Genomic DNA, 26,364 nt, shown 5'->3' on the forward strand with positions numbered 1-26,364 from the left:
CCGCAGCCCAGCGAGAAATCCAGTGACAGCTTCGTGTCCGCTACTGCCAGTGCTTCAGATGCGGACGGATCGCGCGCTTCCAGAGCGGAGGACACAGCGCGATCATACAGGCCAGCGGCAGCGGCCATGGCAAATGCGGCGCGTCCGCAGCCCTCTGCAGTCGCAAGGCAGGGTAGGGGCGGGCGGGATGCGCATGGTGATCGGAATGGCGCGGCGCGTTCAGCATGAAGGCCGAGGAAAACCAATGCGGCGCGTTCCAACTGTGCCGGGCTGAGACCGGCTCCAACCGCCCAGCCGCCTTGACCGCTCGCGTCAGCCCATAATGCTGCACATAATCCGACAGCATCAACTGGCTTTGCGCATGTGCCGCCAGCGCCGCCCAAGCCAATGCCCCCCAAGCCCCGGCAATCGTGAAACCCAAGGCCAGACACAGCCCGGCCACCCCAATATAAACCGCATAAGGATGCAGCCCGTTCTTTTGCAGACTGGCCTTGCCGCGCCCGCGCAGGGCATCCTCCGCCGCCCAGCCGTGCCGAAAACTGCCCCCCCAGGCCCGCACAAGAAACGCATAATAGCCCTCACCCGATCGTGCGGTGTTCGGGTCTTGCGCTGACGCCGCATGGCGATGATGCACCAAACGGTGCGCCGAGGTGTGATGGCCGAACAGCAGCCAGCAATACACCAGCGCCCCCAGACGAAACAGCCCGCGCCCGGGCCGATGGATCAACTCATGCGCCGCCGGGTTCGCGACTTGGCCCAGCCACAGCCCCGCGCCGACAAACACCGCCACCCGCGCGCCAGCCGAAAGCCCGCTCTGCCCCGCCACCGCCCAGACGGCGGCAGGCATCAACCCCAGCGCCCCCACAGCCAGCACCACCAACAACGCATCCGCCGCCGGAAACTCCGCCCCCTCCGGCGCGTCGCCCAGAAACCAACCGCTGATCTGGTCCAAACATGCGGCAAATCCGGTCATATAGACCAGCCCCGCCATGCACCACCACGCCCCCCACACCACACCTGCGCCCAACAGCACCAAAGGCAGCAGCGAGGCCAGCGCGAACAGCACCATTGGCAGGGGACGTGAGGTTACGGCTTGCATAGCCCGCAATCTAACAGGAGAAATCACGGGGGCCAGAGCCAACAACGGCCAGAGCCAAGGAGCCGCAGATGCCAGACGACCCGCGCCTGTTGCTCATCCTGTTGGCCTTTGTCTGTTTCCTGACCTATTGGGTCATCTGGGCCGCCCGCGACGGCATCGGCGGCCCCGGTCCACAGGTCAAAACTGCATCGACTGGCCTGCTCGCCGTCGTCGCCTTCACCCATCCGGCGAGTTCCTTCCAGTTGATCGCCCTCGGCCTCGCTTTCGGCGCGCTGGGCGATTTCGCCCTGACCCGGCGCAGCCAGACCGCGTTTCTGCTCGGAATGGCCGCCTTTGCCGCAGGCCATCTCGCCTATATCGCCGCATTCTGGCTGCGCGCTCAAAGCGTTGCCGACGCCGTACCACCCGCCGCTCCGTCCGGTCTGAGCCTCGCTGCCCTGATCGCTCTTGCTCTGCTGCTTCTGTCCACCGAACTCTGGCTGGCCCCCCGCACTGGCGCGTTGCGTTGGCCCGTGCGCGGCTATGTCATTGTGATCGGTCTGATGGGCCTGACATCCCTTCTGCTGGTGCCGCATCCCGAAACCGCCGGGGCGACATATTTGCAAATCGGGGCCGCCCTGTTCATCCTGTCCGACCTGCTGCTGGCACTACGGCTGTTCGTGTTCCCCACCGGAAAGACCGCGCAAAAGCTGTCGATTGCACTCTGGCCCGCCTATTGGTGCGGGCAACTGCTGATCCTGCTCGGCGCTGGTCTCTATTGGCTGCCTTTCGGTGGTTAACCCTGCAGCCGCCCTTTTCCCGACCCGATAAATCCCTTAGGTGAGGGGAAACCAGCCAAAGGCCCAAACCCCATGTCCTTCTTCAAAAAGCTGAAAGACCGGATGTTCCGCTCCTCCGACAAGATCGGTGAAGGGCTGGAGGCTTTGGTGGCCGAACCCGAAGCAACGCCGGAAGCCACGCCGGAAGCCAAACCCGGCCTGATCTCCCGCCTGATCGGCCGCAGCGATGAACCGCGTCGCCTGCTCGACGATGCCATGCTCGAAAGCCTTGAGGAACTCCTCATCACCGCCGATATGGGCGTCGACACCGCCACCCGCGTGACTGCCAATATCGCCGAGGGCCGCTTTGGCAAACGCATCTCCACCTCGGAACTCCGCGACGCCTTGGCCACGGAAATCGCCCGCATCATGACCCCCGTTGCCCGACCCCTGCCGCTCTACCCACAAAAGCCGCAGGTTGTGCTGGTGGTGGGAGTCAACGGCTCGGGTAAAACCACCACCATCGGCAAGCTTGCGTCGCAGTTCAAAGCTGCTGGCAAATCCGTGGTGATCGCCGCTGGCGACACCTTCCGCGCCGCAGCCGTGGAACAACTGCAAGTTTGGGGCACCCGCGCAGGCGTCCCCGTGCTGACCGCGCCGGAAGGCTCCGACCCCGCCTCGCTGGCTTTTGACGCGCTGACCAAAGCCCAGGCCGATGGTGCCGACCTTCTGCTGATCGACACCGCAGGCCGCTTGCAAAATCGTCAGGATCTGATGGAGGAGCTGTCGAAAATCGTCCGCGTTATCCGCAAGAAAGACCCGACCGCCCCGCATAACACCATCCTCGTGCTGGATGCCACAACCGGGCAAAATGCCATCAACCAAGTCGAAATCTTCCGCAAGATCGCCGATGTGAGCGGCCTTGTGATGACCAAACTCGACGGCACCGCCAAGGGCGGCGTCCTTGTCGCATTGGCCGATAAATTCGGCCTACCGATCCACGCCATCGGTATCGGCGAGCAAATCGACGACCTAGCCCCCTTCGACCCCGACGATTTCGCCCGCGCCTTGGTAGGCCAACCCGACTAGGTCATCCTCTGTGCTCAAATATCCCGGGGTCCGGGGCTGGCCCTGGCGGTTAACCCCAAGCGCAGCGTGAATAATGTCAAACTGGCTCGTCTCCATCGCAGGCACCCCCACCGGCCAGCACCTTGCCTTGGCCCTCGCCCTGCTAGCCGCCGTCCTGCACGCGCTTTTCGGCGCGCTGCAAAAGGGCAAGCACGACCCGTGGCTCTCGCGCGCCGTCATTGACCTCACCTATGGCGTGATCGCCGCCCCCTTCGCTTTGTTTGTCGTGCCGTGGCCCGAAGCGCATATGTGGGCGATCTTCGCCGGGGCCTTCGTGATCCACGCGGTCTACAAACTGCTTCAAGCCATGACCTACGACCGTGGCGCCTATACCGTGGTCTATCCCGTCGTCCGCGGCACTGGCCCACTTTTCACCGTCATTGGCGCAGGGTTGGTCTTCGGTGAGCACTACCACCCGCTGCAATGGTTCGGCGTCTGCCTGCTGGTCGCGGGTATCCTTGGCCTTGCCGTCTACAACCTGCGCCACCTCACCGCTGAACGTGATACCCTCGTCTCCGCCCTATGCTTCGCCGCAGCCACCGGGGCTTTCGTAGCGATCTACACCACCTATGACGCTTGGGGCATCCGCGCCACCGCCGACCCGTTCACCTTCCTCGCGTGGTTCTTCATGCTCGACGGCATCTTCATCCCCGCCCTGATGGCCCGCCGCATCGCCGCACTTACCAAAACCCAAGCCATCCCGCTGTTCAAACGCGGCCTGATTGGAGCCTTCGTCGCCTATTTCTCTTTTGGCTCGATCATGATCGCCACCCGTCTCGACCGCGTCGGCGAAGCCGCCGTCCTGCGTGAAACCTCCACCGTGTTTGCCGCTTTGATCGGCTGGTTGGTGCTGGGTGAAAAGGTCGGGCTTGTCCGCACTGGCCTGATGGCGCTGATTGCGTTAGGAGCAGTCGTGATGGAATGGGCGGGGTAAACCAATGGCCAACACGAAACTAAATCCAATGGTCAAGCTGGGCCTCGAACTTGGCCCGATCGTGCTGTTCTTCGCGGGCTTCCGGTTTTTCAAAGACAAAACCTTCCACATCCTCGGCACCGATTATTCCGGCTTCATCCTGATGACGGCGATTTTCGTGGTGCTGATCATCGCCACCACCGCGATCCTGTGGAAACTCACGGGCACGCTGTCGAAAATGCAGCTGATGACGCTGATCTTGGTGATCGTCATGGGCGGTCTGTCGGTCTGGCTGAAGGATGAGCGTTTCATCAAAATGAAACCGACGCTGCTCTATCTGGCCTTCGGCATCACGCTTGGCATCGGCCTTCTGCGCGGCGAGTCCTATCTAAAGCTGGTGATGGAAGAAGCCCTTCCGCTGCAACCCGAGGGTTGGATGATCCTGACCCGTCGCCTCACCGCCTTCTTCTTCGCGCTTGCCTTGGCCAATGAAGTGATCTGGCGGACGTTCACCACCGACACTTGGGTGACCTTCAAAACCTTCGGCCTGACAGCCGCGCTGTTCCTGTTCTTCATCAGCCAAAGCGGCGTGCTCAGCCGCTATGCGGTGGAACCGGACGCCACCCCCGATAACGAATAGCCCGCCATCAGCCCCGCCGTTTGGTTAACGGTCGCAACTTCTCCACAATCCAGCCCCACCCCGGCCCGATTGCGCCTTGAGAAACAGCGCAGGCAACCGGGGGGTGCGGAATGTTTGAAGCTACACTGGACAGCATCGCGCAGTTTTTCCGCAGCTTTCGCCGCACCACTCCGTTTCCGGTTGAAATCCTGCTGCCCGGCCTGTTGATCTTGTTCGCATGGCCCTTGCTGCGGATATGGCTCGACGATGCAAGCACCACCTTCATGGTCGCCTTCGTGCTGGGCATGGGTCTGCGACTGGCGATGAAATCCCGGCTGATGATCACCCGCACGCGGGCACATGTCTCCGCCCCCGTCACGGTCGCGCTGATCCTGCTGGCGGGCCCCGGCGTGCTGGCCCTGCTGATCTGGTCGGCAGAACCCTTGCTTTGCCAACGCTTCCTCAGCCTCTACTTCGTCTTTGCCGCAGCGCTTTACATCATCGACGTGGTGGACGGCTCTTACGCCATCAACCGCTTCCGCTGGCCGCAGCCGGAAATGCGTGGCACCGACGCCGTGATGACCCGGGTGATGGTGATCTATAACCTTGCGATGGTGCTGGCGAATGAGACGCTGATCCACCACGCCTCGCAAACCACATGGCTGCTCTACTTCGGCCTGTTGCCCTTGGTGTCCAACCTGATCCGCACTGCCTTGGTCCGCACGGTGCAGGAGGGCTACGCGTCGGCCTAAGCCCGCTGCATCCGGCCAACCAACGACCAAGGCCATCCCGCCAGCAAGCGTGACCAACGCGGATCGCGCCGCTCTGGCAGGGCAGACCGCAACACCCCAAGCGGCAAGGAGCCGTCCAAAATCGCCCGATACAGCCCCAACGCCCCTGGCCTCAGATAAGGTGACCAATGGCTGATCCGTGCCGGGGCCTCGGGCAAAGCATGGCCCAACCGCGCCAGTGCCGCCAAACTCGCGGGTTGATCCAACTGCAGATCCAGCCAATTCGCCGGAGTTTCCCGCAAGCCCTGCCCAATCGCGGTATCCAGACCCGCGCCCGCCAACCACTCAAACAGAAAATCAAACACATCATTCTCGCGCGTGGTGACATTGACCACCTGCACCGAGCGTCCCGCAACCGAGCCCATCGCCCGCATCGCCGGACGCCTTGTCTCTGCCGCCGCCAGCAAAATCAGCCGCCGCAGATCGCAGGGCTGCGCGTAGGGCAGGGCGGCCAGCGCCACCCTTGCCCCCAAACTATGCCCAATCACATCAAACGCCCGCCCCGGATCAAGCATCTGCACCAAAGCCGCCAACTCCGCCAAAGCCCGTCCGGCAATGCGTGCCCGTACACAAGCGCCGCGAAATCGCCCCCGCGCAGGCCAGCCAAAGCCAATCGCCAAAGCCCGCCCGCCGCTCAGGCCCAGATGCCGCGGCCAAGAGATCGCCGTCCAATCCTGCACCGGCGGCTGCATCGAGAAAATATGCGTATGCGGGCAATTCCCGCCCCGCGCCCCCGGCGCAAAGCGATAGCCGTGGATCATCACAACGACAGGCGCGCCCGCAGGCAAAGCCGCCAGTGCCACCGCCAAAGCGCTACCGTCCACCCGCAACCCTGCACGGCCCATATCGACTCGGAACACCGCCTGATCCGGCATGACACAGCCTCCTCATGACGCCCAAAAGCTGCCACAAGGCTGCAACAAAGCCATGAACGCGGAGTTACAGCTGCGTAACGGTTACTTTTTCTTCCAGAACTCCATCAGATCAAACTGGAACATGATCGTGGTCGGCTTCGTCCCGCTTTGCAAAAACTGCGACTCCGCCTCAACCGTCAGCCCCGGCACCGGCAGCGGCACCGTCACCCCCGCTCCCTCATCCAGCAGCTTGATCTTGTAGCCGTCCAAACCCGGCACCGGCAGCCATTTGTCCTTGATCAGCCCGAACGCCATCAACCGCGTATCGCGCACCGCCAAAATCGGCGCAATAAACGACCCTGCCACGATGACCGAGCTGGTGACGATCAGCGCTTTCTCTCCGGTTGGAGCCGCCTTCCACTCGCCCTTGAAAATCCCCCATTGCCGCTTGGCCTCGTCCTGCACGATGCCGACCTGCTTTTGCACGATCTCCAGCTTGTAGACCGCATCCAGCACGTCCTTGGCCTCGCCCGCGTGCGGGGTCGCAGGGCCCGGATTCGGCGCAGTCGGTCCTGCCCCAGCCGGAAGCGGCACCAGCCATGCGGCAGGCGCACCCGCCACCGGGCCCACCACCACCGGGCGCAACGTCGTAAGTTGCAGCGTGGGAATGAGATCGGCCCATTTCGGCGCCAGCATCGCCTCCATCCAGGCCCGCGCCGCCATCTTCGCCTCAATCTCGGCGATCATCGCTTGGGTTTCGGGCGACAGCGTCAGCTTGCCCGTCATTAAATTCAGCGGCTTAGGCTGATAGCCATATCCAGACATCGGAATCACCTCGCGGAAAAATGTGCGATAATCCGGTCAGCCTACGCCCTTTTCACCGCAATGCGCGCAAATTCTGCCGCTCACCGTTGACCTCGCCGTGGCGACAAGCTATCCAACCCGCGTGGTGCTTTATTCCGAATTGCGGGCCACGTTAAACATTCCGCTAAAGAGGGTCCGGGTCAGCAGCCCCGAAGCCCTTTGGTTTCGGGGTTTTTCTTTGGACCGGAGGGTCTTCGCCATGACCAAAGACTGGAAAATGCGCACCAAGCTGGTGCATGAGGGATCGCGACGCAGCCAATATGGCGAGATGGCCGAGGCGATCTACCTCACCCAAGGCTTCGTCTACCCCACCGCCGAATCCGCCGAGGAACGCTTTATCAAGGCCGGTGAAGACGAATTCATCTACGCTCGCTACGGCAACCCGACCACCCGGATGTTTGAAGAACGCATCGCGGCGCTGGAAGGCACCGAAGACGCCTTTGCCACCGCATCGGGCATGGCCGCGGTCAACGGCGCTTTGACCGCCATGCTGCGGGCGGGCGATCATGTGGTGTCGTCGAAAGCCCTGTTCGGCTCCTGCCTCTATATCCTCGAAGAAGTCCTCACCCGCTACGGCGTCAAGGTCACCTTTGTCGATGGTGCAGACCTGAGCCAATGGCGCGCCGCCTGCACCCCCGCCACCAAAGCGGTGTTCTTTGAGAGCATGTCGAACCCCACCCTAGAACTCGTCGACATCACCGAAGTCTCAAAAATCGCCCATGCCGTCGGCGCTTTGGTGATCGTCGATAACGTCTTCGCCACCCCGGTCTTCTCGCGCGCGGTCGAGCAAGGTGCCGATGTGGTGGTCTATTCGACCACCAAACACATCGACGGCCAAGGCCGGGCTTTGGGCGGCGTGATCTGTGGCACCAAAGACTTCATCCGCAAGGTGGCAGAGCCTTACCTGAAGCATACGGGTGCGGCGATGAGTCCGTTCACCGCTTGGATCATGCTGAACGGCATGGCCACTTTGGATCTGCGCTGCCGTGCAATGGCGGACTCTGCGCTAAAAATCGCCGAAGTGCTGTCCACCGATGACCGCATCTCCAAGGTGATCTTCCCGGCGCTCACCTCGCATCCGCAACACGCATTGGCGATGGCACAGATGGGCTCGGGCGGCACTTTGGTGACCTTCGATATCAAAGGTGGCAAAGAAGCCGCGTTCAAATTCTGCAACGCTTTAGAAATCATCAAGATTTCCAATAACTTGGGCGATGCCAAATCCATCGCCACCCATCCCGCCACCACCACCCACCAGCGCCTGCCACAGCCGCAAAAAGACGCTTTGGGCATCACGCCGGGGCTGATCAGGCTCTCGGTCGGGCTTGAGGATGTCGATGATCTGATCAGCGATCTGCAAACCGCGTTGAGCGCGATCTGACCGAAACGGCGGGGCGCGCAGCCCCGCCGAACCAGCCAAATCCGGCATTGTTGTTAATCCAATGTCGCCTTTCGCGCGTATTGCTTCGGACAGGCTTGGGAAATTGGGAAAAATCCCCTATATCCTGACTCTGCGACCAATTTGGGGAGCGCTGCCATGAACATTCACATGATCGGCCTTGAAGAAAAATCAGGCCTTGATCAACGCCCCGGTCGAGCCGAGGCCGAAGCCGCTTTGGCGACCCTGCGCGCTTGGGCGCAGCGGGCCTCTGATGCCGAAATCGCAGGCCTTGCGCCGGGTGCAGGCGCACTTGTGGGTGAAACCTATCCAGTGCTGTCGCGCGAATATCCCGCCGATTTCGTGGTGTCCGACGCCTATAAAGACTCGATGCCCGATCTGCAAAATGGCCCCGCCAGCCTGATTGTCGGCGCGAAACAAGTGATCCAGCACGTCGGGATTTCCAACTTCCGCCTGCCGATCCGCTACCGCACCCGTGATAACGGCCCGCTGACGCTGGAAACTTCGGTGACCGGCACCGTGTCGCTGGAAGCCGAGAAAAAAGGCATCAACATGAGCCGCATCATGCGCTCGTTCTATGCCCATTCCGAGCGGGATTTCTCGTATCAGGTGATCGAACACGCGCTGGAAGATTATCTGAAAGATCTGGGCAGCTTTGACGCCCGCATCCAGATGCGGTTTTCCTTCCCGGTGAAGGTGGAAAGCCTGCGCTCCGGCCTGTCGGGCTGGCAGTACTATGACATTGCGCTGGAATTGGTCGATAAAGCGGGCGTGCGCAAACGCCTGATGCACCTCGATTTCGTCTATTCCAGCACTTGCCCGTGCTCGCTGGAGTTGTCTGAACACGCCCGCCAAACCCGTGGGCAAATGGCGACGCCGCACTCGCAACGTTCTGTCGCGCGCATCTCGGTGGAACTGACCGGCGACAAATGCCTGTGGTTTGAAGACCTGATCGAGATCGCCCGCGCAGCCGTGCCGACAGAGACGCAAGTGATGGTGAAGCGCGAAGACGAGCAGGCCTTTGCCGAGTTGAACGCCGCTAACCCGATCTTCGTCGAAGACGCCGCGCGCAGCTTCTGCCAAGCGTTGCAGCAAGACAGCCGCATCGGCGATTTCCGCATTGTGGCAAGCCATCAGGAAAGCCTGCACAGCCACGACGCCGTGTCGGTGCTGACCGAGGGCGCGACCTTTGCCGCCGACAGCCTGGACCCCAAACTGTTCGCGAGTCTTTATCACGTTGGGTAAGGAACGGTGCGTGAAACACGCACCCTACGAAACCAAAAGCGATGCCGCAAACTGGAAAGCCCAGTTTGCGGCATCGGCGTTTTCAAAGCTGAGTATTTCTCAAAGAGCAACTCAAGAACCGTCGCGCTTAGGTCATCCTCTGCGTAAAAACATCCCCGCCGGAGGCATCTACAGCGTCACAAACACTCAGGTGCAAAAGTTAAAATTCTGCTAATGCCCACCCCGTAACCCATTGAAAATCCATGCGCGCAGCCCCTGTCCACGCGTGGACCACGCCCATCATTCCCAGCAAGACACCAGAACCGTCATCCCCAGCCCCGCCGCATTCAAAGCGTCAGGTGTGGCCAAATCCGTCGAAGTGGCCGGGCTCACAACCACCCCCGCTGCCGTCAAAGCCTGCCCAATCACCCCGGCTTGCGCGGCAAAAGCCACCCCATCGGGCAGCAGTTTCGCCCCCTTCACCGCAGGCGGCAACAGCATCCCCAGCACCGCCCCGGTGCCGTCCAAAACCGGCCCGCCCGCATCACCGGGCAGCACAGGGACGGCCAGTCGAGACAATCCCGCCTCGCCATTCAGCCCCTTTTCTTCCTCCAGCGTGCCGAAGGTCAGCACCGGGGCAGGCAGCTTATCCTCATAAGAATACCCCGCCACCGCGATCTCCGACCCCAACCGAACCGCCCCACTCGCAAATCGCGCGAAAGCCTGCGGCGCCAGTGGCGTGATCGGCCGCAGGATTGCCACCCCCGTGGCCTGATCCTGCGCCACCACCCGCGCATCGGTCGCGTGATCAATTGTCACGCGGCCACATTGCGCGACGGCCTCAGTGGTCGTCACAACTGTTCCCGCCGCATCGACAAAGAACCCCGAGCGCGACAGTTTCGGCAGCTTTACTTCCATCCCCGCCAGCAATCCCGACCGCGTCGCTTCATCCATCGGCACCAAACCGGGGTCCAAGGCCTTATCGCCCACGCCCCGGAAACTGGCTTTCAACGCGGGCAAAATCCGGCTCATCCGCTCCGCATCGGCTGGATTCCAGACCACCAGATAGCCCTTCACCATGCCATTCTTGACCTCGGCATAGGCAAAGCTTTGCACGCTGCTCGATGCCGCATTGATGGTGAAGCTTTTCTCCGACTTGCTGCGCTCGCCCTCGGCAGGCACCACCTCCAAGGTTTGCAGGATATCATACAGCCCCGACAGGCTGTCCTGATTGCCCGGTTCGGAAATCAGGATCACCTTCAACCTGGAACCCGCCTTCTCATTGTAATGCACGAACGGCGGCTCGTAATGGTCGAACTGCAGCAAGGCCATCGGCAGGGTAATCTCAATCCCCGCCTCCGGCTCCGACACAGAAGCAAAGCCAAACTCCGCTTGATCCGCCTGATAATTCGCCACCAAAGCCGTGCGCTGCTTGGTCGTCAGCACCCCGGTCGCCTCAAAGCCATTCGCCTCTTGCCACGCCGCCATCGAATTGCGGGTGCCGGGGCCAAACGCGCCGTCGATGCCGCCCTCGTAGAAGCCATACCAAGTCATCGCGGTTTGCAAGGCCTTGCGGCCTCCGGCATCCAACGCCGCCTCCGAAGTCTTCGCCTCACGCACGGTTTCTTCGGCGGGCATCACCTCGACCACCGGGGCCACCGTATCCAGCGCCGGATCAACCACCACCGGATCGGCCGGGGCCAGCCCCGCAATCGCCCCCACTGGCCAGAATTGCTGACGATGCGTGCCGCCGTCCGTTACAAAACTGTCGCGTGGGATCGCGCCGTCGCTGCGCAGATCGGCCAGAGCGCCCGCAGCGGCTTCCGGCGCATAGGGCCCCAGTACGATCGCATACCAGCCTGACGAAATCTGGTATCCCGCCACATTCGGAAACTCGGCGGCATAGTCGCGTGCACGCGCCTCTGCCTCGGTCAAACTGGGCTGGGCTTCAACCTGCACCCAAGCTTGCTGTTGCGCCAAAGCCATCGGGCTGAACCCAAGCACCGCCAGCAGCGCCAGCAAAACCATCCGAAGTCTCATAGAACCGTCCAATCTTCTTCTATCGCAAAGCTTACACATTTCGGCGAACCTAGCAGAGCACCCCGTAGATGCACGCGGTTTCCACCCTCAACACACGCCTTGCATTGACCCTTGGCTGCCTCTTGCCTATGGAGTGGCAACATTTCAAGAGGTCCGTCATGGCTGATGCCCCCAAAGCCCCCCGCAGCTTTCAGGAAATCATCCTGCGTTTGCAGAATTACTGGGCCGCACAAGGCTGCGCGGTGCTGCAACCCTATGATATGGAGGTGGGGGCTGGCACCTTCCACCCGGCCACCACCCTGCGTTCTTTGGGATCGAAGCCTTGGGCCGCTGCCTATGTGCAACCCTCACGCCGCCCAACTGACGGTCGGTATGGCGAGAACCCGAACCGCCTGCAGCACTATTATCAATATCAGGTGATCATCAAACCTTCGCCGCCCGACCTGCAAGACCTTTACCTTGGGTCACTCAAAGCCATCGGCATTGATGCGTCTTTACACGACATCCGCTTTGTCGAGGATGATTGGGAAAGCCCAACCCTCGGCGCTTGGGGCTTGGGCTGGGAGATCTGGTGCGACGGCATGGAAGTGTCGCAGTTCACCTATTTCCAGCAGGTCGGCGGCCATGATTGCCGTCCGGTTTCGGGCGAGTTGACCTACGGCCTTGAGCGTCTTGCGATGTATGTCTTGGGCGTCGATCACGTCATGGACATGCCGTTCAACGATCCGCAATCGCCCATCCCGCTGAGCTATGGCGACATCTTTCGGCAGACCGAGGAAGAATACTCGCGCCACAACTTCGACGGCGCCGATACCGCGCAACTGCTGCGGCATTTTGAGGATGCCGAGGCCGAATGCCAGCGCCTGCTGGACTTCCCGCCGCTCGATCCGAAATCCGGCAAGACCATCATCATGGCCCACCCGGCCTATGACCAGACCATCAAGGCCAGCCATCTGTTCAACCTGCTCGATGCGCGTGGGGTAATCTCGGTCACCGAACGTCAAGCCTATATTGGCCGCGTCCGCGCGCTGGCGAAGAAATGCGCCGACGCCTTCCGGCTGACTCCGGCAGGCCAAGATGCAGAGGTTGCACTGTGAATGGAAAATACGTCGCAGGTTTCATCGTGATCACCGCCGCCATCGCAGGCATCGCCATGTATTGGAAGCTGCAAGAGAGCACCCACTACACCCCGGCGAGCTTCCAGAAGGGTGCCGAGATCGAACTTACCCTGATCGAATCCGGGCAACCCGAGCCCATCCTTGTCGATCAGATCGAAGGCATCACGGCGGAAGCCTCGCCCTTGGGCTACCGCGCCTGTTTCCACACACCACTGTCGCAAGCCATGCTGACCGAAACCTATAAGGTCTACGAAAAGCCCACCCCGCTGATCGCGCCGTCATGGTTTGGCTGCTTTGACGCCGATGCGATTGGTGAGGCGCTGGAAAAGGGCGATGCCATTGCCTTTCTGTCTAAGGCCAATGTGAGCCCGGTCGATCCCACCAAGCCAGCCGCCCCCGAAATCGACCGTGTCGTCGCGGTTTTCCCCGATGGCCGCGCCTATGCGTGGCACCAGCTTTCTCCTGTAGCGGAGCAATAAATGTCCGACCTGCTGATCGAACTCTTCTCCGAGGAAATCCCCGCCCGGATGCAAGCCCGCGCCCGTGACGATCTGAAATCCATCATGACCAATGGCTTGGTCGAGGCTGGCCTGACCTATGCTTCGGCGGGTGCGTTTTCCACCCCGCGCCGTCTGGTGCTGTCGATCGAAGGGCTTTCCGCCGAAAGCAAACCCGTGCGCGAGGAACGCAAAGGCCCCAGCGCCAGCGCGCCTCCGGCTGCGATTGAGGGCTTTTTGCGCTCCACCGGCCTGACGCTGGATCAGCTTGAACGCCGCGCCGATAAAAAGGGCGAAACCCTCTATGCCGTGGTCGAAAAGCCGGGCCGCTCCGCAGCCGCGATTATTGCCGAAATCCTAGAATCCACCATCCGCAGCTTCCCATGGCCAAAATCCATGCGCTGGGGCAGCGGCAACTTGCGCTGGGTCCGCCCGCTGCACTCTATCCTCTGCCTGCTGTCGGATGAGGCGGGCGCTGAAGTCGTCGCCTTGAACATCGACGGCATCCAATCCGGCAACACCACCGCAGGTCACCGCTTTCTCGCCCCCGCCCGCTTCCCGGTCACTGGCTTTGACGACTATGTGGTGAAGCTAAAACGCGCCCATGTCGTGCTGGATTCCGCCGAACGCGAAGCCGCCATCTGGCAGGGTGCGCAAAACCTCGCCTTTGCCGCAGGCATGGAAGTGGTTGAGGACAAAGGCCTTCTGACCGAAGTCGCGGGCCTTGTCGAATGGCCCGTCCCGCTGATGGGCCGCATAGCCGAGACTTTCCTCGCTCTGCCGCCCGAGGTTCTGCAAACCTCCATGAAGGAACACCAGAAGTTCTTCTCGGTCCGCAACCCGAAAACCGGCCGGATCGAAGGTTTCATCACAGTCGCCAATACCGAAACCGCCGACCACGGCGAGACGATCCTCAAAGGCAACCAAAAGGTGCTTTCCGCCCGCCTGTCGGATGCGAAATTCTTCTGGGAAAACGACCTGCGCGTAGCCAAAGCCGGGATGCAGGAATGGCTAGACGGTCTGAAATCCGTCACCTTCCACAACAAACTCGGCTCCCAAGCCGACCGCATCGCCCGCATCGCCGCACTGGCGCGTGAAATCGCCCCCTTGGTCGGTGCCGATCCCGCTCTGGCCGAACAAGCCGCAAACCTCGCCAAAGCCGACCTCCGTTCCGCCATGGTCGGCGAATTCCCCGAACTGCAAGGCCTGATGGGCATGTACTACGCCCGCGCGGCTGGCCTGCCCGAAGCGGTGGCCCTCGCCGCCCGCGACCATTACTCCCCCCTCGGCCCCACCGACAAAGTGCCCAGCGACCCGGTTTCCGTCGCCGTGGCGCTGGCCGACAAGATCGACACGCTGACCGGCTTCTGGGCCATCGACGAGAAACCCACAGGCAGCAAAGACCCCTTCGCCCTGCGCCGCTCTGCATTGGGGGTTATTCGGTTGGTCTTGGGAAATCAGATTAGAGGTCGGATGGCAGGCATGCTTCTGGTCGCAATAATGTCGAATGAAGTTCGCATTATGCAGTTGAGGCTCGAGCGAACTGATGAGAAATTGTTTGACGCACTGAAAGAACAATCAAAATACTTGGATGCTGCAGCAGTAATAGCGTCATCTGCCGCTCACGGTGTTTTGTATCGGCAAGCCAAAGAAAACGAAGCAAAAATTGGCAATTCTGAAGCTGACGCCATTCGCGCAAAGAACATCGCACATTGGACGGTTTTGATAAACGACCTCCTCGCCTTCTTCCACGACCGCCTGAAAGTCTTCCTGAAAGACCAAGGCATCCGCCACGACGTGATCGACGCCTGCCTTGCCATGCCCGGCAATGATGACCTTACCCTGCTGGTCAAACGCGCCGAAGCCCTCGCCGCCTTCCTGAAAACCGATGACGGCCCCAACATGTTGGCCGGCTTCAAACGCGCCAACACCATCCTAAGCCAAGCCGAGGCCAAAGACGGCGTAGAATACTCCTACGGTGCCGATCCGAAATTCGCCGAAACCGACGAAGAACGCGCGCTGTTCGCCGCCCTCGACACTGCCGAAGCCCAGATCACCCCCGCCATGCGCACCGAAGATTTCGCCGCCGCCATGGCCGCGATGGCCAAGCTTCGCGCGCCGATCGACGCCTTTTTCACCGCCGTTCAGGTCAATTCGGATAACCCGATCATCCGCCGCAACCGCCTGAATCTGCTGCACCGTATTCGCGCCATCTGCTCGGGCGTGGCTGATCTGACCAAGATCGACGGCTAACGCTTTCATCTTGGCATAAATATCCTTGGGGGTGTGGGGGCTAGCCCCCACCCTTCACACATCGCCCAATAAGCTTGCACCACGCCGCACCAAGTGTATCCTGCGCCCGCAAAGTAAAGGTGCCGCAGTGCAGAAAATCGCCGAGTTCGCAGAGATCACCCCCAGTGCCGATATCCGCACCGCAGCCCATGGGTGGCGCGCAAAATGCCTGCAACGGCTGGTCAGGCTTGAACTTCCCGTGCCAGAAACAGTGGCTCTGCCCGCCCAAACCGTGCGCGCGATTGCGGCGGGCCATCCGGTGGACGTCAAAGCGATCCTGACGCATTTTGGCGCGATGCCTTTGATTTCCGTGCGGCCTTCGCCGGAGAATCCCGATTGGGGTGGCCCTGGCACTGTGCTGAATATCGGCATGAACGCCGCCCAGCATGACCGCTTGGTGGAAACCAACGGCCGCGAAGCCGCTGACGCGCTCTACCTGCGGTTTGTGCAAGCCTATGCCACCCATGTCGCCCGCCTCGACCCCGATATGTTCGATTCCGGCAAGCCCAATGCGGATAGCCTCCGCGATGCTTTGCGGCACTATGAGCGGGAAATGGAAGAACCTTTCCCGGAAGATCCCGCCCAGCAACTGTCGGAAGTGCTGCGTTCGATGGCCCGCGCATGGGAAGGCACCTCCGCCCGCTTGCTACGTCAAGCCAAGGGTGCGCCAGTTGAAGCCGCTTTGGGCCTTGTGGTGCAAGAAATGGCGCAGGGGATAGGGCAGGGGATTTCCGGCTCGGGTGTGATGCAATTCATTGATCCTGTTACAGGATTGGCTTTGGTGAAGGGCCGCTATCTGGGACAATCTCAAGGCCGCGATGCGCTGAAAAAGACCGAAGCGATCTACCTCACCCGTGACAAACGCGGGCCGTCTTTGGAAGACATTGCGCCCGAGATTTTCGCCGATCTGATCCGCCACGGCGCGGTCTGTCGGCAAAAACTGCGTGAAGAAATGCAGATCGAGTTTACCATAGAGGACGGCAAACTCTCGGTCCTCGACGCGATCAAAGTACAACGCTCGGCCCGCGCGGGGCTGAAAATCGCGGTGGCTTTGGCCGATGACGGTGTGATCAGCCGCGAGGAAGCCGTGCTGCGGGTGGAACCCCGCGCGCTGTCTGAGCTGCTGCACCCGCAAGTCGATATGCGCGCCGCCCGCGACGTGTTCGCCAAGGGCATCGCCGCAAGTCCCGGCGCGGCTGTGGGGCGTATCGTGTTCTCATCCCAAGCCGCGCAAGCCTCGGCGGCGCGCGGCGAGCCCTGCATCATGGTGCGCCGCGAAACCGCGCCTGAGGATATTCGTGGCATGCACGCGGCGGTTGGCGTCGTCACCGAACGCGGTGGCGTGACCTCTCATGCCGCCGTGATTGCGCGCGGTTTGGGCGTGCCTTGCGTGGTGGGCGCGTCCGGTCTGCGTTTGGACCCGAAGGAAAAACGCCTTGTCGCAGCCGATGGTCGCATCTTCAGCGAAGGCGATCTGATCACCGTCGATGGCACTACGGGTGACGTGCTGGCGGGCGCTGCCGAGATGCTTGCTCCCGCGCTGGACGATGCCTTCCGCAAGCTCTTGGGATGGGCCGACAGCTTCCGAGATATTGGCATCCGCGCCAATGCCGACACCCCCGCCGATGCCATTACAGCGCGGCAGTTCGAAGCGCAGGGCATTGGCCTCTGTCGCACCGAGCATATGTTCTTCGAGGAAGACCGGCTTGTGGTGATGCGCGAGATGATCTTCGCCGACACCTCGAAAGACCGCGCCGCTGCCCTTGCCCGCCTGCTACCGATGCAGCGCGCCGATTTTGTGCAACTGTTCGAGATCATGGCGGGCCTGCCGGTTTGCATCCGGCTGTTCGACCCGCCGTTGCACGAATTCCTGCCGCACTCGCGTGAAGGCTTGCGCGAATTGGCCGAGGCGCTGGACAAGCCCTTGTCCGATGTGGTCCGCCGCGCCGAGGCTTTGGCCGAGTTCAACCCGATGCTGGGGATGCGTGGCGTCCGCTTGGGCGTGGTGCTGCCGGAAATCTACGCCATGCAGGCGCAGGCGATTTTTGAAGCCACCGTCGTGCTGGCCCGTAAAGGCACGCCCGTGGTGCCGGAAATCATGATCCCGCTGGTCTCAGCCCGGCGCGAGGTGGAACTGGTCAAGACCCATATCGACGCGGTGGCTGCCTCAGTTCGGGTGAAATCTGGCGTGGCGTTTGCCTTCAAACTTGGCGTCATGGTGGAAACCCCGCGCGCCGCTTTGCGCGCCGGAGAGATCGCGCAGCACGCCGATTTCCTGTCGTTCGGCACCAATGACCTCACGCAGATGACCTATGGCCTGTCGCGCGACGACGCGGGCCGCTTCATGAGCACCTATGTTCAGCAGGGGGTTTTCCCTGAAGATCCGTTCCACATTTTGGATGTCGATGGCGTCGGAGAACTGCTGTTGATCGGCTGTGAACGCGGGCGCGCGACGCGGCCAGACCTGACGGTTTCGATCTGCGGCGAGCATGGTGGTAACCCCGAATCGATTGGGTTTTGCCGCAAGGCGGGCTTCGACTATGTGTCTTGCAGCCCCTACCGCGTGCCTTTGGCGCGTCTGGCGGCGGCACATCTGGCATTGGCTGATCGTGTGGATACCCAGAAAACCACCACAATATCATGAATTTGCAAGTCGAAGTGAATGTAACGCTTTAAGAGTTTGCGCGGAAATCCGCTCAAATGTACGAAAATCCCGTGGTAATTTTGCCACGCGGGTGGACCGATGCAGATTCGTTCTCTAGGCCAGTTCCTCGTCGCTTGAGGCTGCTCTCATCCGGCGTTGCTGAAACAGACCGGGATACTGATATATGCGCTTCCACCAAGCCTGGACGAGTGCCGCTGCGGCGCTTTGCGTCCTCAGCGGGGCGGCCTTTGCCGATGTGACGGTAAGCCATTCCAACGACCCCACCTTGCTGATGGGCTCGCAAATGGCGTCCTTGTTTGGGGCGGAACACAAGGCGTTCGATGCGCTGCCAGAGGGCAAACTGACGGCGATGGCGGTGGGGCCGAAAGCGGTCGTCCCCGAGGCGCAGAAGCCCGTCAAGGCGGCGAAGGCTGACAAGAAGACCGAACTGCAAAACCCGGTTCTGATCAGCTACACTGCCGATTGGCTGATGGCGCAACCCGCGCCTATCGGCGACGCGCAATGGCAATGTCTGAAAACCGCGATCTACTTCGAGAGCCGTGGCGAAACCCTGCAAGGTCAGTTCGCGGTGGCCGAAGTCGTGCTGAACCGTGTCGACAGCCCGCGCTATCCCAAAACCATCTGCGGCGTCGTGCAGCAGCGCGGCAGTGGGTCTTGCGCGTTTTCCTATTCCTGCGATGGCAACAAAGACGTGATGACCGAACCCGGTCCCGCCGATGTGGCTGGCCGCATCGCCCGCGTGATGCTGGATGGTGCCCCGCGTCAGCTGACCGCTGGGGCCACCTATTTCCACACCCGCGCCGTCAGCCCGTCGTGGTCGCGCCAGTTTGCTCGCACCGCCGCCATCGGCTCGCATCTGTTTTATCGCCAGCCGTAAGCTGGACTTCACGGATCCATAAGTCGCGCCCCTTGCGCTTCCTGTCGGGTTCGGACTAGGCGCTGTGCGGGGCAGGCTATAGCTTGCCCTGAACGCGTTTCGCCTTTCGGGGGCCCCATGACCAGCGACATTGACCAAGCCTTCGCCCACCCAGAGGAGCGTTCCATCGCCTCGGCCACCGCCGATCCGCGTGATCGCATCAGCCTGCGCGATCATATCGTCGAGGTGGATATTGGTGCGTTTCAGAAAGAACGTGGCCACACCCAGCGTGTGCTGTTCAACATCGTGGTCGAGGTCCGTCCGGCGGTGGAGCCGCTGAACGACGACGTTGATCTGATCCTGTCCTATGACACGCTGACCGAAGCGATTGCGGCGGAACTCGCCGCTGAACGTCTGAATCTGCTGGAAACCCTCGCCGAACGCCTTGCCGAACGCATCCTCGCCGAGCCGCAAGCGATGCGCGTCTTCGTGCGGATCGAAAAGCTGGATGTCGGCCCCTATAAACTCGGTGTGGAAATCGTGCGCAGCCGCGCCGAGACCGCCGTCAAGGTGATGGGGCAGGATGGCGAAGAAGCCGCCGTGCATCCGTTGGTGGTCTTCCTCGACAATGCCGCGATCATGGCGGCTGATCTGGAAACCCGGTTGGATCATTGGCAGGCGCAAGGCCGCCCGGTGATCCTGACCGTGGGCCTGCCAGATATGGCGCGCCCGCAAACCGGGCATAAGCCGACGCAGCGCCGCGTTGACTTGTTGGCCATTGAGCAGAACGCGTGGGTTCTGGCCGCCCGCGATCCGCGCTGTGTGGTGATGGCGACGCGCACCGAAATCGACTGGGCGATCAAGCGCGGGCAGATGGTGGTGTGGGCACCGTCGAAACTGGTGCTGGACGCCGTTGATGGCCCGCACAGCCGCGAGCCGGTGGCGCTAGCACTGTGGCTGGCGGAATTGATGGCGGCGGATCGTTTGGTGGTTCACGGCGATGTTGCACTTCCGGCGGGAAGCCGCGTGCGGGTGGAACAGGCCTGAAGCTTCCCCCTTGCGACACAAGGTTCAGAGTTTTACCACAGGGTCATGACCTATATCCGCCCTATCCCGATGACCGACCCCGCCCGCCCCGCTGACGCTTTGCCGATTGCAGGCGGTTGGTGCTGGTTTTCGCATGTTGAAGTGATCGACCGGGACGCGCTGCCGATGCTGGTGCCGGTGTCGGATCTGGATGATGAGACCCGGCGCAGGCTTTCCGCCAAGCGCCCCGATTTCGGCGGCTTGTCGATGGACCGCCCGCGTATCATGGGCATCCTGAACGTCACTCCCGACAGTTTCTCTGATGGCGGGTTGTTCCTGCGCCCGGAAGCGGCGCTGATGCAGGCGCGCAAGATGGCGGCAGGGGCGGATATTCTCGACATCGGCGGCGAAAGCACCCGCCCCGGCGCAGTTGAAGTTTTGGCCGATGAAGAAACTGCCCGCACGGCTCCCGTCATTGCGGCGTTGCGCGACGGTGGCCTTGATGTGGCAATCTCTATCGACACCCGTAAGGCATCCGTTGCCAAGGCGGCTTTCGCGGCTGGGGCGACGATCCTGAACGATGTGACGGCACTGCAATTCGATCCTGCGATGGCGGCGGTCGCGGCGGCCTCGGGCCGCCCGGTGATCCTGATGCACTCCATCGCCACGCCGGACAGGATGCAAATTGACCCGCATTATGACGATGTGCTGCTGGACGTGTACGACGCCCTCGCCGCCCGTCTGGCAGAGGCTGAAGCGGCAGGTATCCCGCGTGATAAGCTGGCGATTGACCCCGGCATCGGCTTTGGCAAAACCCTGCAGCATAACCTGACCCTGCTGTCGCGGCTGTCGCTGTTTCACAATCTGGGCGTCCCGGTCTTGCTGGGGGCCTCGCGCAAACGTTTCATCGGCACGATCAGCGCCGAGGCCGATGCGCAAAAACGCCTGCCCGGCAGTCTGGCCGTGGCCCTCGCCGGGGTGGCGCAGGGGATGCAGATGATCCGCGTGCATGATGTGGCCGAAACCCGGCAGGCGCTATCCCTATGGCAAGCCGCAACAACAGGAGGAGCAGCATGACCCGCAAACTTTTCGGCACCGACGGCGTGCGTGGCACCGCCAACACCTATCCGATGACCGCTGAGATGGCCTTGAAACTGGGAGCCGCAGCGGGCCAGTTTTTCCGCCGCGATGGATCTACGGCCCATCGGGTGGTGATCGGCAAGGACACCCGGTTGTCAGGTTATATGCTGGAGAACGCTTTGACTGCGGGCCTGACCTCTACCGGCATGAACGTGCTGCTGCTCGGCCCGGTGCCTACCCCCGCGGTGGGCTTCCTGACCCGTTCAATGCGGGCTGACCTCGGCGTGATGATCAGCGCCAGCCACAACCCACATTATGACAACGGCATCAAGTTCTTTGGCCCGGATGGCTTCAAGCTGTCCGACGCCGCCGAGGTCGAGATTGAAGCGATGGTTGAGGCCGATCCGAAACTTGCCCCACCCGAGAATATTGGCCGCGCCAAACGGATCGACGATGCGGTGGGGCGCTATCAGGAGTTCGTCAAGACCACCTTCCCCGGTGGGCTGCGCTTGGACGGCTTGAAAGTGGTGATCGACTGCGCCAACGGGGCTGCCTACAAAGCAGCACCGGAAGTGCTGTGGGAACTGGGCGCCGAGGTGATCCCGGTTGGGGTCAGCCCGAACGGCAAGAATATCAACGAGCGCTGTGGCTCGACGTATACCCAAACGGCGGCAGAGGCTGTGGTGGCACATGGCGCGCATGTTGGGATTTCGCTGGACGGCGATGCTGACCGGGTGATGATCTTGGACGAGATGGGCCGGGTGGCTGACGGCGATCAGATTATGGCGCTGCTGGCGGGGCGCTGGGCGGATGAGGGGCGGTTGCAGGGCGGCACTCTGGTTGCCACCGTGATGTCCAATCTGGGGCTGGAGCGGTTCATGACTGGACGCGGCCTGCGGTTGGAGCGGACCTCCGTTGGGGACCGGTATGTGGTTGAGGCGATGCGGCGCGGCGGGTTCAATCTTGGCGGTGAGCAGTCGGGGCATATCGTGATGACCGATTATGCGACGACTGGCGATGGCTTGATCGCGGGCTTGCAGTTTCTGGCCGAGATGGCGCGGTCGGGGTTGGCGGCCAGCGCATTGGTGCGGCAGTTTGAAACTGTGCCGCAGATGTTGAAAAATGTCCGCTATGCGCCGGGGTTGGAGCCTTTGAAGGCAGCGGGCGTCAAGGCGGTGATTGCGGCGAAGGAAGCCGAGATCAAGGGCAAGGGGCGGATTTTGATCCGCAAATCCGGCACCGAACCGCTGATCCGGGTGATGGCGGAATGTGAGGATGAGGCGATGCTGCGTTGCGTGGTCGATGAGATTGTCAGCGCGGTTCAGGCTGCGGTGTAAGGGTGGTCCCGAGTTGGGACCGTTTGTAAAATATAGTAATATCAATCGCTTGATGATCTGCGTTAACTCCATCTTCATCAGTGTTAATCCGATCTTAGAGCGGTTTGCGTTGATCTTGGATCACAATTCGCGCCAAGACCTGCGCGAATTGTGATCCTCCTTCGGTCAGATAAATCGCAAGCCGTTTTAAACATTCGGCTCATGCAAGATGCGTGAATCCGTCGGAGCTTCAACTCGGTTCATCAAGCCATAGTCGCGCTGCACTTCGGCCACGCGCAGGCGGTAATCGGCGAAGATGCCAGCGCGGCCCTCGGTTTGGGATTGGCGATGCTGCGGCAGGGCACGCCAGCGGGCGACGGCGGCTTCGTCGGCGAAGAACGACAGCGACAGCAGTTTGTCGAGGTTTGTCAGGCTGCGAAACCGCTCAACGCTGAGAAAGCCTGCATCAGCCTCCAACAACGGGCGCAACAGAGCGGCATGGGCGAGGTAATCGGCCTCGCGGTCCTCGGCCAGTTCCACCTCAAAAATCACCGCGATCATGCTACGGCTCCATGCGGGGTGGAAACGCAGCGCAGGAAGCTGCGGTCTTCGCGCAGCAGGAATTTCTCGGATTGGGCAAATTCATAGTTGGCGCGGCCCAACGGATCGTCGGCCAACCGCGCCCGATAGGCCTCATAAGCGGCAAGCGAGGCAATGTTGTAGATGCCATAGGCGAGGGTCGATGAGCCTTCATGCGGGGCATAGTAGCCGATCAGATCGGCACCGCAGCGCGGAATGGCTTGGCCCCAGTTGCGGGCATATTCGGCGAATTGCGGCTTCTTGGTCGGGTCGATGTGATAGCGGATGATACAGGTCAGCATTGTGGTCTCCTTCTTACGCTTTCCTAGCATATTGACGCACGCGAATGCTTCGGCCAAAATCAAACTATGAAGGAAGGTCCAGACATATCCCGCATCGCGGCGCTGATCGGCGATCCCGGCCGCGCCAATATCCTGACCGCTTTGATGGCGGGCAAGGCGCTGACGGCGAGCGAATTGGCAGAGGAGGCCGGGGTCAGCCTGCCCACCGCCTCGGGCCATTTGGCGAAACTGGCTGACGGCGGGCTGATCGCGGGCGACAAGCAGGGGCGGCACCGCTATTTTCGGCTGGCTGGACCAGAGGCGGCGCAGTTGCTGGAGGCGCTGATGGGCTTTGCCTCGGGTCAAGGCTTGTTGCGGCTGCGCACCGGGCCGAAGGATCAAGCGCTGCGCGAGGCACGGGTGTGCTACAACCATCTGGCCGGGCGGCGCGGGGTGCAGATGTTTGATTTCCTGCGCACATCCGGCTTTGTTACCGAGGGCGAGACAGTGGCGCTGACCGCAGCGGGCGCGGAATTTGTGGCTGGGTTTGGCGTTGATCTGACGCGCTTGCAGCTGGGGCGAGGGGCTGTCTGCCTGTGTTGTCTGGATTGGTCAGAACGTCGCAGCCATCTGGCGGGCAGCTTGGGGCGGGCCTTGCTTGCAGCAATGGAGGCGAAAAGCTGGCTGAAGCGCGAACCTGCGGGCCGCGCGGTGGTGTTTAATCCGGCGGGGGTGGAGAGGTTTGAGGCGGTATTTGGGGTTTAGCGCTGCGCTGTAAACGCAAAAGGCCGAAGCAATGCTCCGGCCTTTGTCATTATCGTAGGGCTGGGCTCTACCCCGTCGCCCGATCAGTTCCGTGCGCGGTCGACCATCTTGCCTTTGGAAATCCACGGCATCATGTCGCGCAGTTTTTTGCCGACCAGTTCGATCTGATGCTCGTCGTTGGAACGACGCGACGCTTTGATCGTCGGCTGGCCAACAGCGTTTTCCAGCATGAAGTCGCGGACGAATTTGCCGGATTGGATGTCGGACAGCACGGCTTTCATGCGGGCCTTGGTCTCGTCATACGGCAGGATGCGCGGGCCGGAGACGTATTGGCCGTATTCTGCGGTGTTCGAGATCGAGTAGTCCATGTTGGCGATGCCGCCTTCATAGATCAGGTCGACGATCAGTTTCACTTCGTGCAGGCATTCGAAATAGGCCATTTCCGGCTCGTAGCCAGCTTCGACCAGGGTTTCAAAGCCCATACGGATCAGTTCAACCAAACCACCGCAGAGAACGGCTTGTTCGCCGAACAGGTCGGTTTCGCATTCTTGGCGGAAGTTGGTCTCGATGATGCCGGAACGACCGCCACCGATGCCCGAGCAATAGGACAGGCCCAGCTCCATCGCCTTGCCGGTTGCGTCGGTGTGTACGGCCACCAAACAAGGCACGCCGCCGCCTTTGGTGTATTCGCCGCGCACGGTGTGGCCGGGGCCTTTGGGGGCCATCATGATGATGTCGACGCCCTTTTTCGGCTCGATCAGGCCGAAATGGATGTTCAAGCCGTGGGCGAAAGCAATAGCCGCACCTTCACGGATGTTGTCGTGGACGTATTTCTTGTAGGTTTCAGCCTGCAATTCGTCGGGCATGGTGAACATGATCAGATCGGCCCAAGCGGCGGCTTCTGCGATGCCCATGACCTTCAGGCCTTCGCCTTCGGCTTTTTTGGCGGAAGGCGAGCCTTCGCGGAGTGCCACGACAAGGTTCTTCGCACCCGAATCGCGCAGGTTCAGCGCATGGGCATGGCCTTGGCTGCCGTAGCCGAGGATGGCGACTTTTTTGTCCTTGATGATGTTCACATCGCAGTCACGGTCGTAATAAACGCGCATTTGGGCGCTCCTTCTTGGTTGATGGGGCGGAGCATAGGGATTTTTGCGGTGTTTCGCGTGCATTGTTTGACTAATTTTGCAGTTTAGTGGATGGATCATGCGTCATATTTCGAATTGGTGATGAAATCATGCAGCTTGACGAGGCCGACCGCAGGATTTTGCGTCATCACCTGAGCGAGCCTACGTTAACGCGCAGCGCGTTGGCAGATCGGGCCGGGGTGACGCAGGCCACCTTGTCGCGCCGGCTGGAACGGTTGGCTTTGGCGGGCGTGATCGGGGTTGCGCAGGCGCGGATTGACTGGCGCAAGCTGGGCTATGAGGTGGAGGTTTCGCTGCGCTTTACGCTGGATAAGACCAATCCCCGGGCGTTTGACGAGTTTATCGCCGCCGCGCGTGAGGTGCCGGAGGTGGTGGCGATAGAAACCTTCTTAGGCCGGGTCGATGTGCGGCTGAACGTGATCGCGCGGGATATGGCGCAGTATCAGGCGGTGTATCGGCAGCGGATTCTGGCTTTGCCGCATATCGCCGAGGTCGATGCGCTGATGCTGATTGCGACGATTAAAGATAGCGAGGGGTTGCCGCTGTGATCGACCTTGATGACTTGGACCGGGCGATTTTGCGTGCTTTGGCGTTGGATGCCGGGGTGTCGGCGGGTGAATTGGGCCGACGATTTGGGCTGTCACAGCCAGCGACGTGGCGACGGGTGAAGCGGCTGGAGGCGGCGGGGGTGATCGCAGGCGCGCGGGTGGATGCGGATCGCGCGGCTTTGGGCTTTGGCGTGACGGTGTTTCTGGGGGTGAAGCTGGCGACCAAGGGACGGGTATCCTTGGAGGATTTTGAGCGGGCGGTGATGGCGATCCCTGAAGTGCAGGTGGTGCAGCATGTGCTGGGCCTGTTCGATTACCGATTGCGGGTGGTGGCGCGGGACATTGCGGATTTTGAGCGGGTTTTGCGTCGTAGGATCATGACTCTGCCGGGGGTGGGGCAGGTCGAGGCGAATGTGTTGTTGACCGAGGAGCGCAGGCCGGGGCCGTTGGGGTAGCGCATTGTCGCGATTTTCAGCAAACTGCCTTCGGTCAAAAGCGAAAGAATGC

26 protein-coding genes and 1 riboswitch are annotated in these 26,364 nt (G+C 61.5%); of the genes, 19 read left to right on the forward strand and 7 right to left on the reverse strand.

What is annotated here, in order from left to right:
- Window positions 1–40: 40 nt before the first annotated feature.
- Window positions 41–1,099, reverse strand: a complete 1,059-nt coding sequence (locus ACS5RD_RS06995; RefSeq protein ID WP_489930578.1) for an alkane 1-monooxygenase — start codon at window positions 1,097–1,099, stop codon at window positions 41–43.
- A 68-nt stretch (window positions 1,100–1,167) separates the two neighbouring features.
- Here ACS5RD_RS06995 and ACS5RD_RS07000 point away from each other — a divergent pair, with 68 nt between their 5' ends.
- From ACS5RD_RS07000 to ACS5RD_RS07020, 5 genes are all read left to right on the forward strand, one after another.
- On the forward strand, window positions 1,168–1,878 hold the full coding sequence (locus ACS5RD_RS07000; protein ID WP_489930579.1) for a lysoplasmalogenase family protein: 711 nt from the start codon (window positions 1,168–1,170) through the stop codon (window positions 1,876–1,878).
- Window positions 1,879–1,950: 72 nt separating this feature from the next.
- A complete protein-coding gene (gene ftsY, locus ACS5RD_RS07005; protein WP_054005666.1) occupies window positions 1,951–2,946 on the forward strand; it encodes a signal recognition particle-docking protein FtsY in 996 nt (331 codons plus the stop codon).
- 73 nt (window positions 2,947–3,019) lie between these two features.
- Entirely contained in the window at window positions 3,020–3,919 is a 900-nt protein-coding gene (locus ACS5RD_RS07010) for an EamA family transporter (RefSeq protein WP_489930580.1), read from the forward strand.
- Window positions 3,920–3,923: 4 nt separating this feature from the next.
- Window positions 3,924–4,538 carry an inner membrane-spanning protein YciB gene (locus ACS5RD_RS07015; RefSeq protein ID WP_489930581.1) on the forward strand — a complete coding sequence of 205 codons (615 nt, stop codon included), beginning with the start codon at window positions 3,924–3,926 and terminating at the stop codon, window positions 4,536–4,538.
- Window positions 4,539–4,648: 110 nt separating this feature from the next.
- Window positions 4,649–5,269 (forward strand): hypothetical protein, encoded by a 621-nt coding sequence (locus tag ACS5RD_RS07020; RefSeq protein ID WP_489930582.1) that lies wholly within the window; start codon window positions 4,649–4,651, stop codon window positions 5,267–5,269.
- Here ACS5RD_RS07020 and ACS5RD_RS07025 read toward each other — a convergent pair.
- Complete coding sequence (locus ACS5RD_RS07025; protein ID WP_489930583.1) at window positions 5,266–6,183, reverse strand: alpha/beta hydrolase family protein; 918 nt, start codon at window positions 6,181–6,183, stop codon at window positions 5,266–5,268. The two genes, ACS5RD_RS07020 and ACS5RD_RS07025, sit on opposite strands and share 4 nt — an antisense overlap.
- Window positions 6,184–6,264: 81 nt before the next feature.
- Window positions 6,265–6,987: a hypothetical protein gene (locus ACS5RD_RS07030; RefSeq protein ID WP_489930584.1), complete on the reverse strand. Its 723-nt coding sequence runs from the start codon at window positions 6,985–6,987 to the stop codon at window positions 6,265–6,267.
- Between the two features lie 111 nt (window positions 6,988–7,098).
- Window positions 7,099–7,175: riboswitch (SAM riboswitch) on the forward strand.
- Window positions 7,176–7,225: 50 nt separating this feature from the next.
- On the opposite strand from ACS5RD_RS07030, the gene metZ reads away from it, so the two are divergent.
- The 3 genes from metZ (at window position 7,226) to ACS5RD_RS07045 (ending at window position 9,884) form a co-directional block, all read left to right on the forward strand.
- A complete protein-coding gene (gene metZ, locus ACS5RD_RS07035; protein WP_489930585.1) occupies window positions 7,226–8,407 on the forward strand; it encodes an O-succinylhomoserine sulfhydrylase in 1,182 nt (393 codons plus the stop codon).
- A 156-nt stretch (window positions 8,408–8,563) separates the two neighbouring features.
- The gene (gene folE2 / locus ACS5RD_RS07040; protein WP_489930586.1) at window positions 8,564–9,670 is read left to right on the forward strand and encodes a GTP cyclohydrolase FolE2; all 1,107 of its coding nucleotides are present in this window, start codon (window positions 8,564–8,566) and stop codon (window positions 9,668–9,670) included.
- Window positions 9,671–9,680: 10 nt separating this feature from the next.
- A complete protein-coding gene (locus ACS5RD_RS07045) occupies window positions 9,681–9,884 on the forward strand; it encodes a hypothetical protein (RefSeq protein WP_489930587.1) in 204 nt (67 codons plus the stop codon).
- A gap of 65 nt (window positions 9,885–9,949) precedes the next feature.
- Here ACS5RD_RS07045 and ACS5RD_RS07050 read toward each other — a convergent pair whose 3' ends face one another.
- Complete coding sequence (locus ACS5RD_RS07050; RefSeq protein WP_489930588.1) at window positions 9,950–11,689, reverse strand: serine protease; 1,740 nt, start codon at window positions 11,687–11,689, stop codon at window positions 9,950–9,952.
- Window positions 11,690–11,847: 158 nt separating this feature from the next.
- Here ACS5RD_RS07050 and ACS5RD_RS07055 point away from each other — a divergent pair, with 158 nt between their 5' ends.
- From ACS5RD_RS07055 to glmM, 8 genes are all read left to right on the forward strand, one after another.
- The gene (locus tag ACS5RD_RS07055; RefSeq protein ID WP_489930589.1) at window positions 11,848–12,786 is read left to right on the forward strand and encodes a glycine--tRNA ligase subunit alpha; all 939 of its coding nucleotides are present in this window, start codon (window positions 11,848–11,850) and stop codon (window positions 12,784–12,786) included.
- Window positions 12,783–13,286, forward strand: coding sequence for a DUF6446 family protein (locus ACS5RD_RS07060; RefSeq protein WP_489930590.1), 504 nt, complete (start codon window positions 12,783–12,785; stop codon window positions 13,284–13,286). The genes ACS5RD_RS07055 and ACS5RD_RS07060 overlap by 4 nt, the downstream gene beginning before the upstream one ends.
- Window positions 13,287–15,557: a glycine--tRNA ligase subunit beta gene (glyS, locus tag ACS5RD_RS07065; RefSeq protein ID WP_489930591.1), complete on the forward strand. Its 2,271-nt coding sequence runs from the start codon at window positions 13,287–13,289 to the stop codon at window positions 15,555–15,557.
- 127 nt (window positions 15,558–15,684) lie between these two features.
- Window positions 15,685–18,240, forward strand: coding sequence for a putative PEP-binding protein (locus ACS5RD_RS07070; RefSeq protein WP_489930592.1), 2,556 nt, complete (start codon window positions 15,685–15,687; stop codon window positions 18,238–18,240).
- 184 nt (window positions 18,241–18,424) lie between these two features.
- Window positions 18,425–19,138, forward strand: coding sequence for a cell wall hydrolase (locus ACS5RD_RS07075; RefSeq protein ID WP_054005678.1), 714 nt, complete (start codon window positions 18,425–18,427; stop codon window positions 19,136–19,138).
- 117 nt (window positions 19,139–19,255) lie between these two features.
- Window positions 19,256–20,164, forward strand: coding sequence for a dihydroneopterin aldolase (locus tag ACS5RD_RS07080; RefSeq protein ID WP_054005679.1), 909 nt, complete (start codon window positions 19,256–19,258; stop codon window positions 20,162–20,164).
- Between the two features lie 45 nt (window positions 20,165–20,209).
- Window positions 20,210–21,220: a dihydropteroate synthase gene (gene folP / locus ACS5RD_RS07085; RefSeq protein ID WP_489930593.1), complete on the forward strand. Its 1,011-nt coding sequence runs from the start codon at window positions 20,210–20,212 to the stop codon at window positions 21,218–21,220.
- On the forward strand, window positions 21,217–22,560 hold the full coding sequence (gene glmM / locus ACS5RD_RS07090; protein ID WP_489930594.1) for a phosphoglucosamine mutase: 1,344 nt from the start codon (window positions 21,217–21,219) through the stop codon (window positions 22,558–22,560). Before folP ends, glmM begins: the two co-directional genes overlap by 4 nt.
- 186 nt (window positions 22,561–22,746) lie before the next feature.
- Here the strand turns inward: glmM and ACS5RD_RS07095 are convergent, their stop codons facing one another.
- Window positions 22,747–23,100, reverse strand: coding sequence for an antibiotic biosynthesis monooxygenase family protein (locus ACS5RD_RS07095; RefSeq protein ID WP_489930595.1), 354 nt, complete (start codon window positions 23,098–23,100; stop codon window positions 22,747–22,749).
- Window positions 23,097–23,420: an NIPSNAP family protein gene (locus ACS5RD_RS07100; protein ID WP_489930596.1), complete on the reverse strand. Its 324-nt coding sequence runs from the start codon at window positions 23,418–23,420 to the stop codon at window positions 23,097–23,099. The genes ACS5RD_RS07095 and ACS5RD_RS07100 overlap by 4 nt, the downstream gene beginning before the upstream one ends.
- A 66-nt stretch (window positions 23,421–23,486) precedes the next feature.
- On the opposite strand from ACS5RD_RS07100, the gene ACS5RD_RS07105 reads away from it, so the two are divergent.
- Window positions 23,487–24,164 carry an ArsR/SmtB family transcription factor gene (locus ACS5RD_RS07105; RefSeq protein WP_489930597.1) on the forward strand — a complete coding sequence of 226 codons (678 nt, stop codon included), beginning with the start codon at window positions 23,487–23,489 and terminating at the stop codon, window positions 24,162–24,164.
- A gap of 83 nt (window positions 24,165–24,247) precedes the next feature.
- Here ACS5RD_RS07105 and ilvC read toward each other — a convergent pair whose 3' ends face one another.
- Entirely contained in the window at window positions 24,248–25,270 is a 1,023-nt protein-coding gene (gene ilvC, locus ACS5RD_RS07110) for a ketol-acid reductoisomerase (RefSeq protein WP_054005685.1), read from the reverse strand.
- A 128-nt stretch (window positions 25,271–25,398) separates the two neighbouring features.
- Between ilvC and ACS5RD_RS07115 the strand changes: the two genes are divergently transcribed.
- Together ACS5RD_RS07115 and ACS5RD_RS07120 are read left to right on the forward strand one after the other, a co-directional pair.
- On the forward strand, window positions 25,399–25,857 hold the full coding sequence (locus ACS5RD_RS07115; RefSeq protein ID WP_054005686.1) for an Lrp/AsnC family transcriptional regulator: 459 nt from the start codon (window positions 25,399–25,401) through the stop codon (window positions 25,855–25,857).
- Window positions 25,854–26,312 carry an Lrp/AsnC family transcriptional regulator gene (locus ACS5RD_RS07120; RefSeq protein ID WP_489930598.1) on the forward strand — a complete coding sequence of 153 codons (459 nt, stop codon included), beginning with the start codon at window positions 25,854–25,856 and terminating at the stop codon, window positions 26,310–26,312. The genes ACS5RD_RS07115 and ACS5RD_RS07120 overlap by 4 nt, the downstream gene beginning before the upstream one ends.
- The last annotated feature ends 52 nt before the right edge of the window (window positions 26,313–26,364 follow it).

Source organism: Cypionkella sp. PAMC25878 (genome assembly GCF_058135695.1).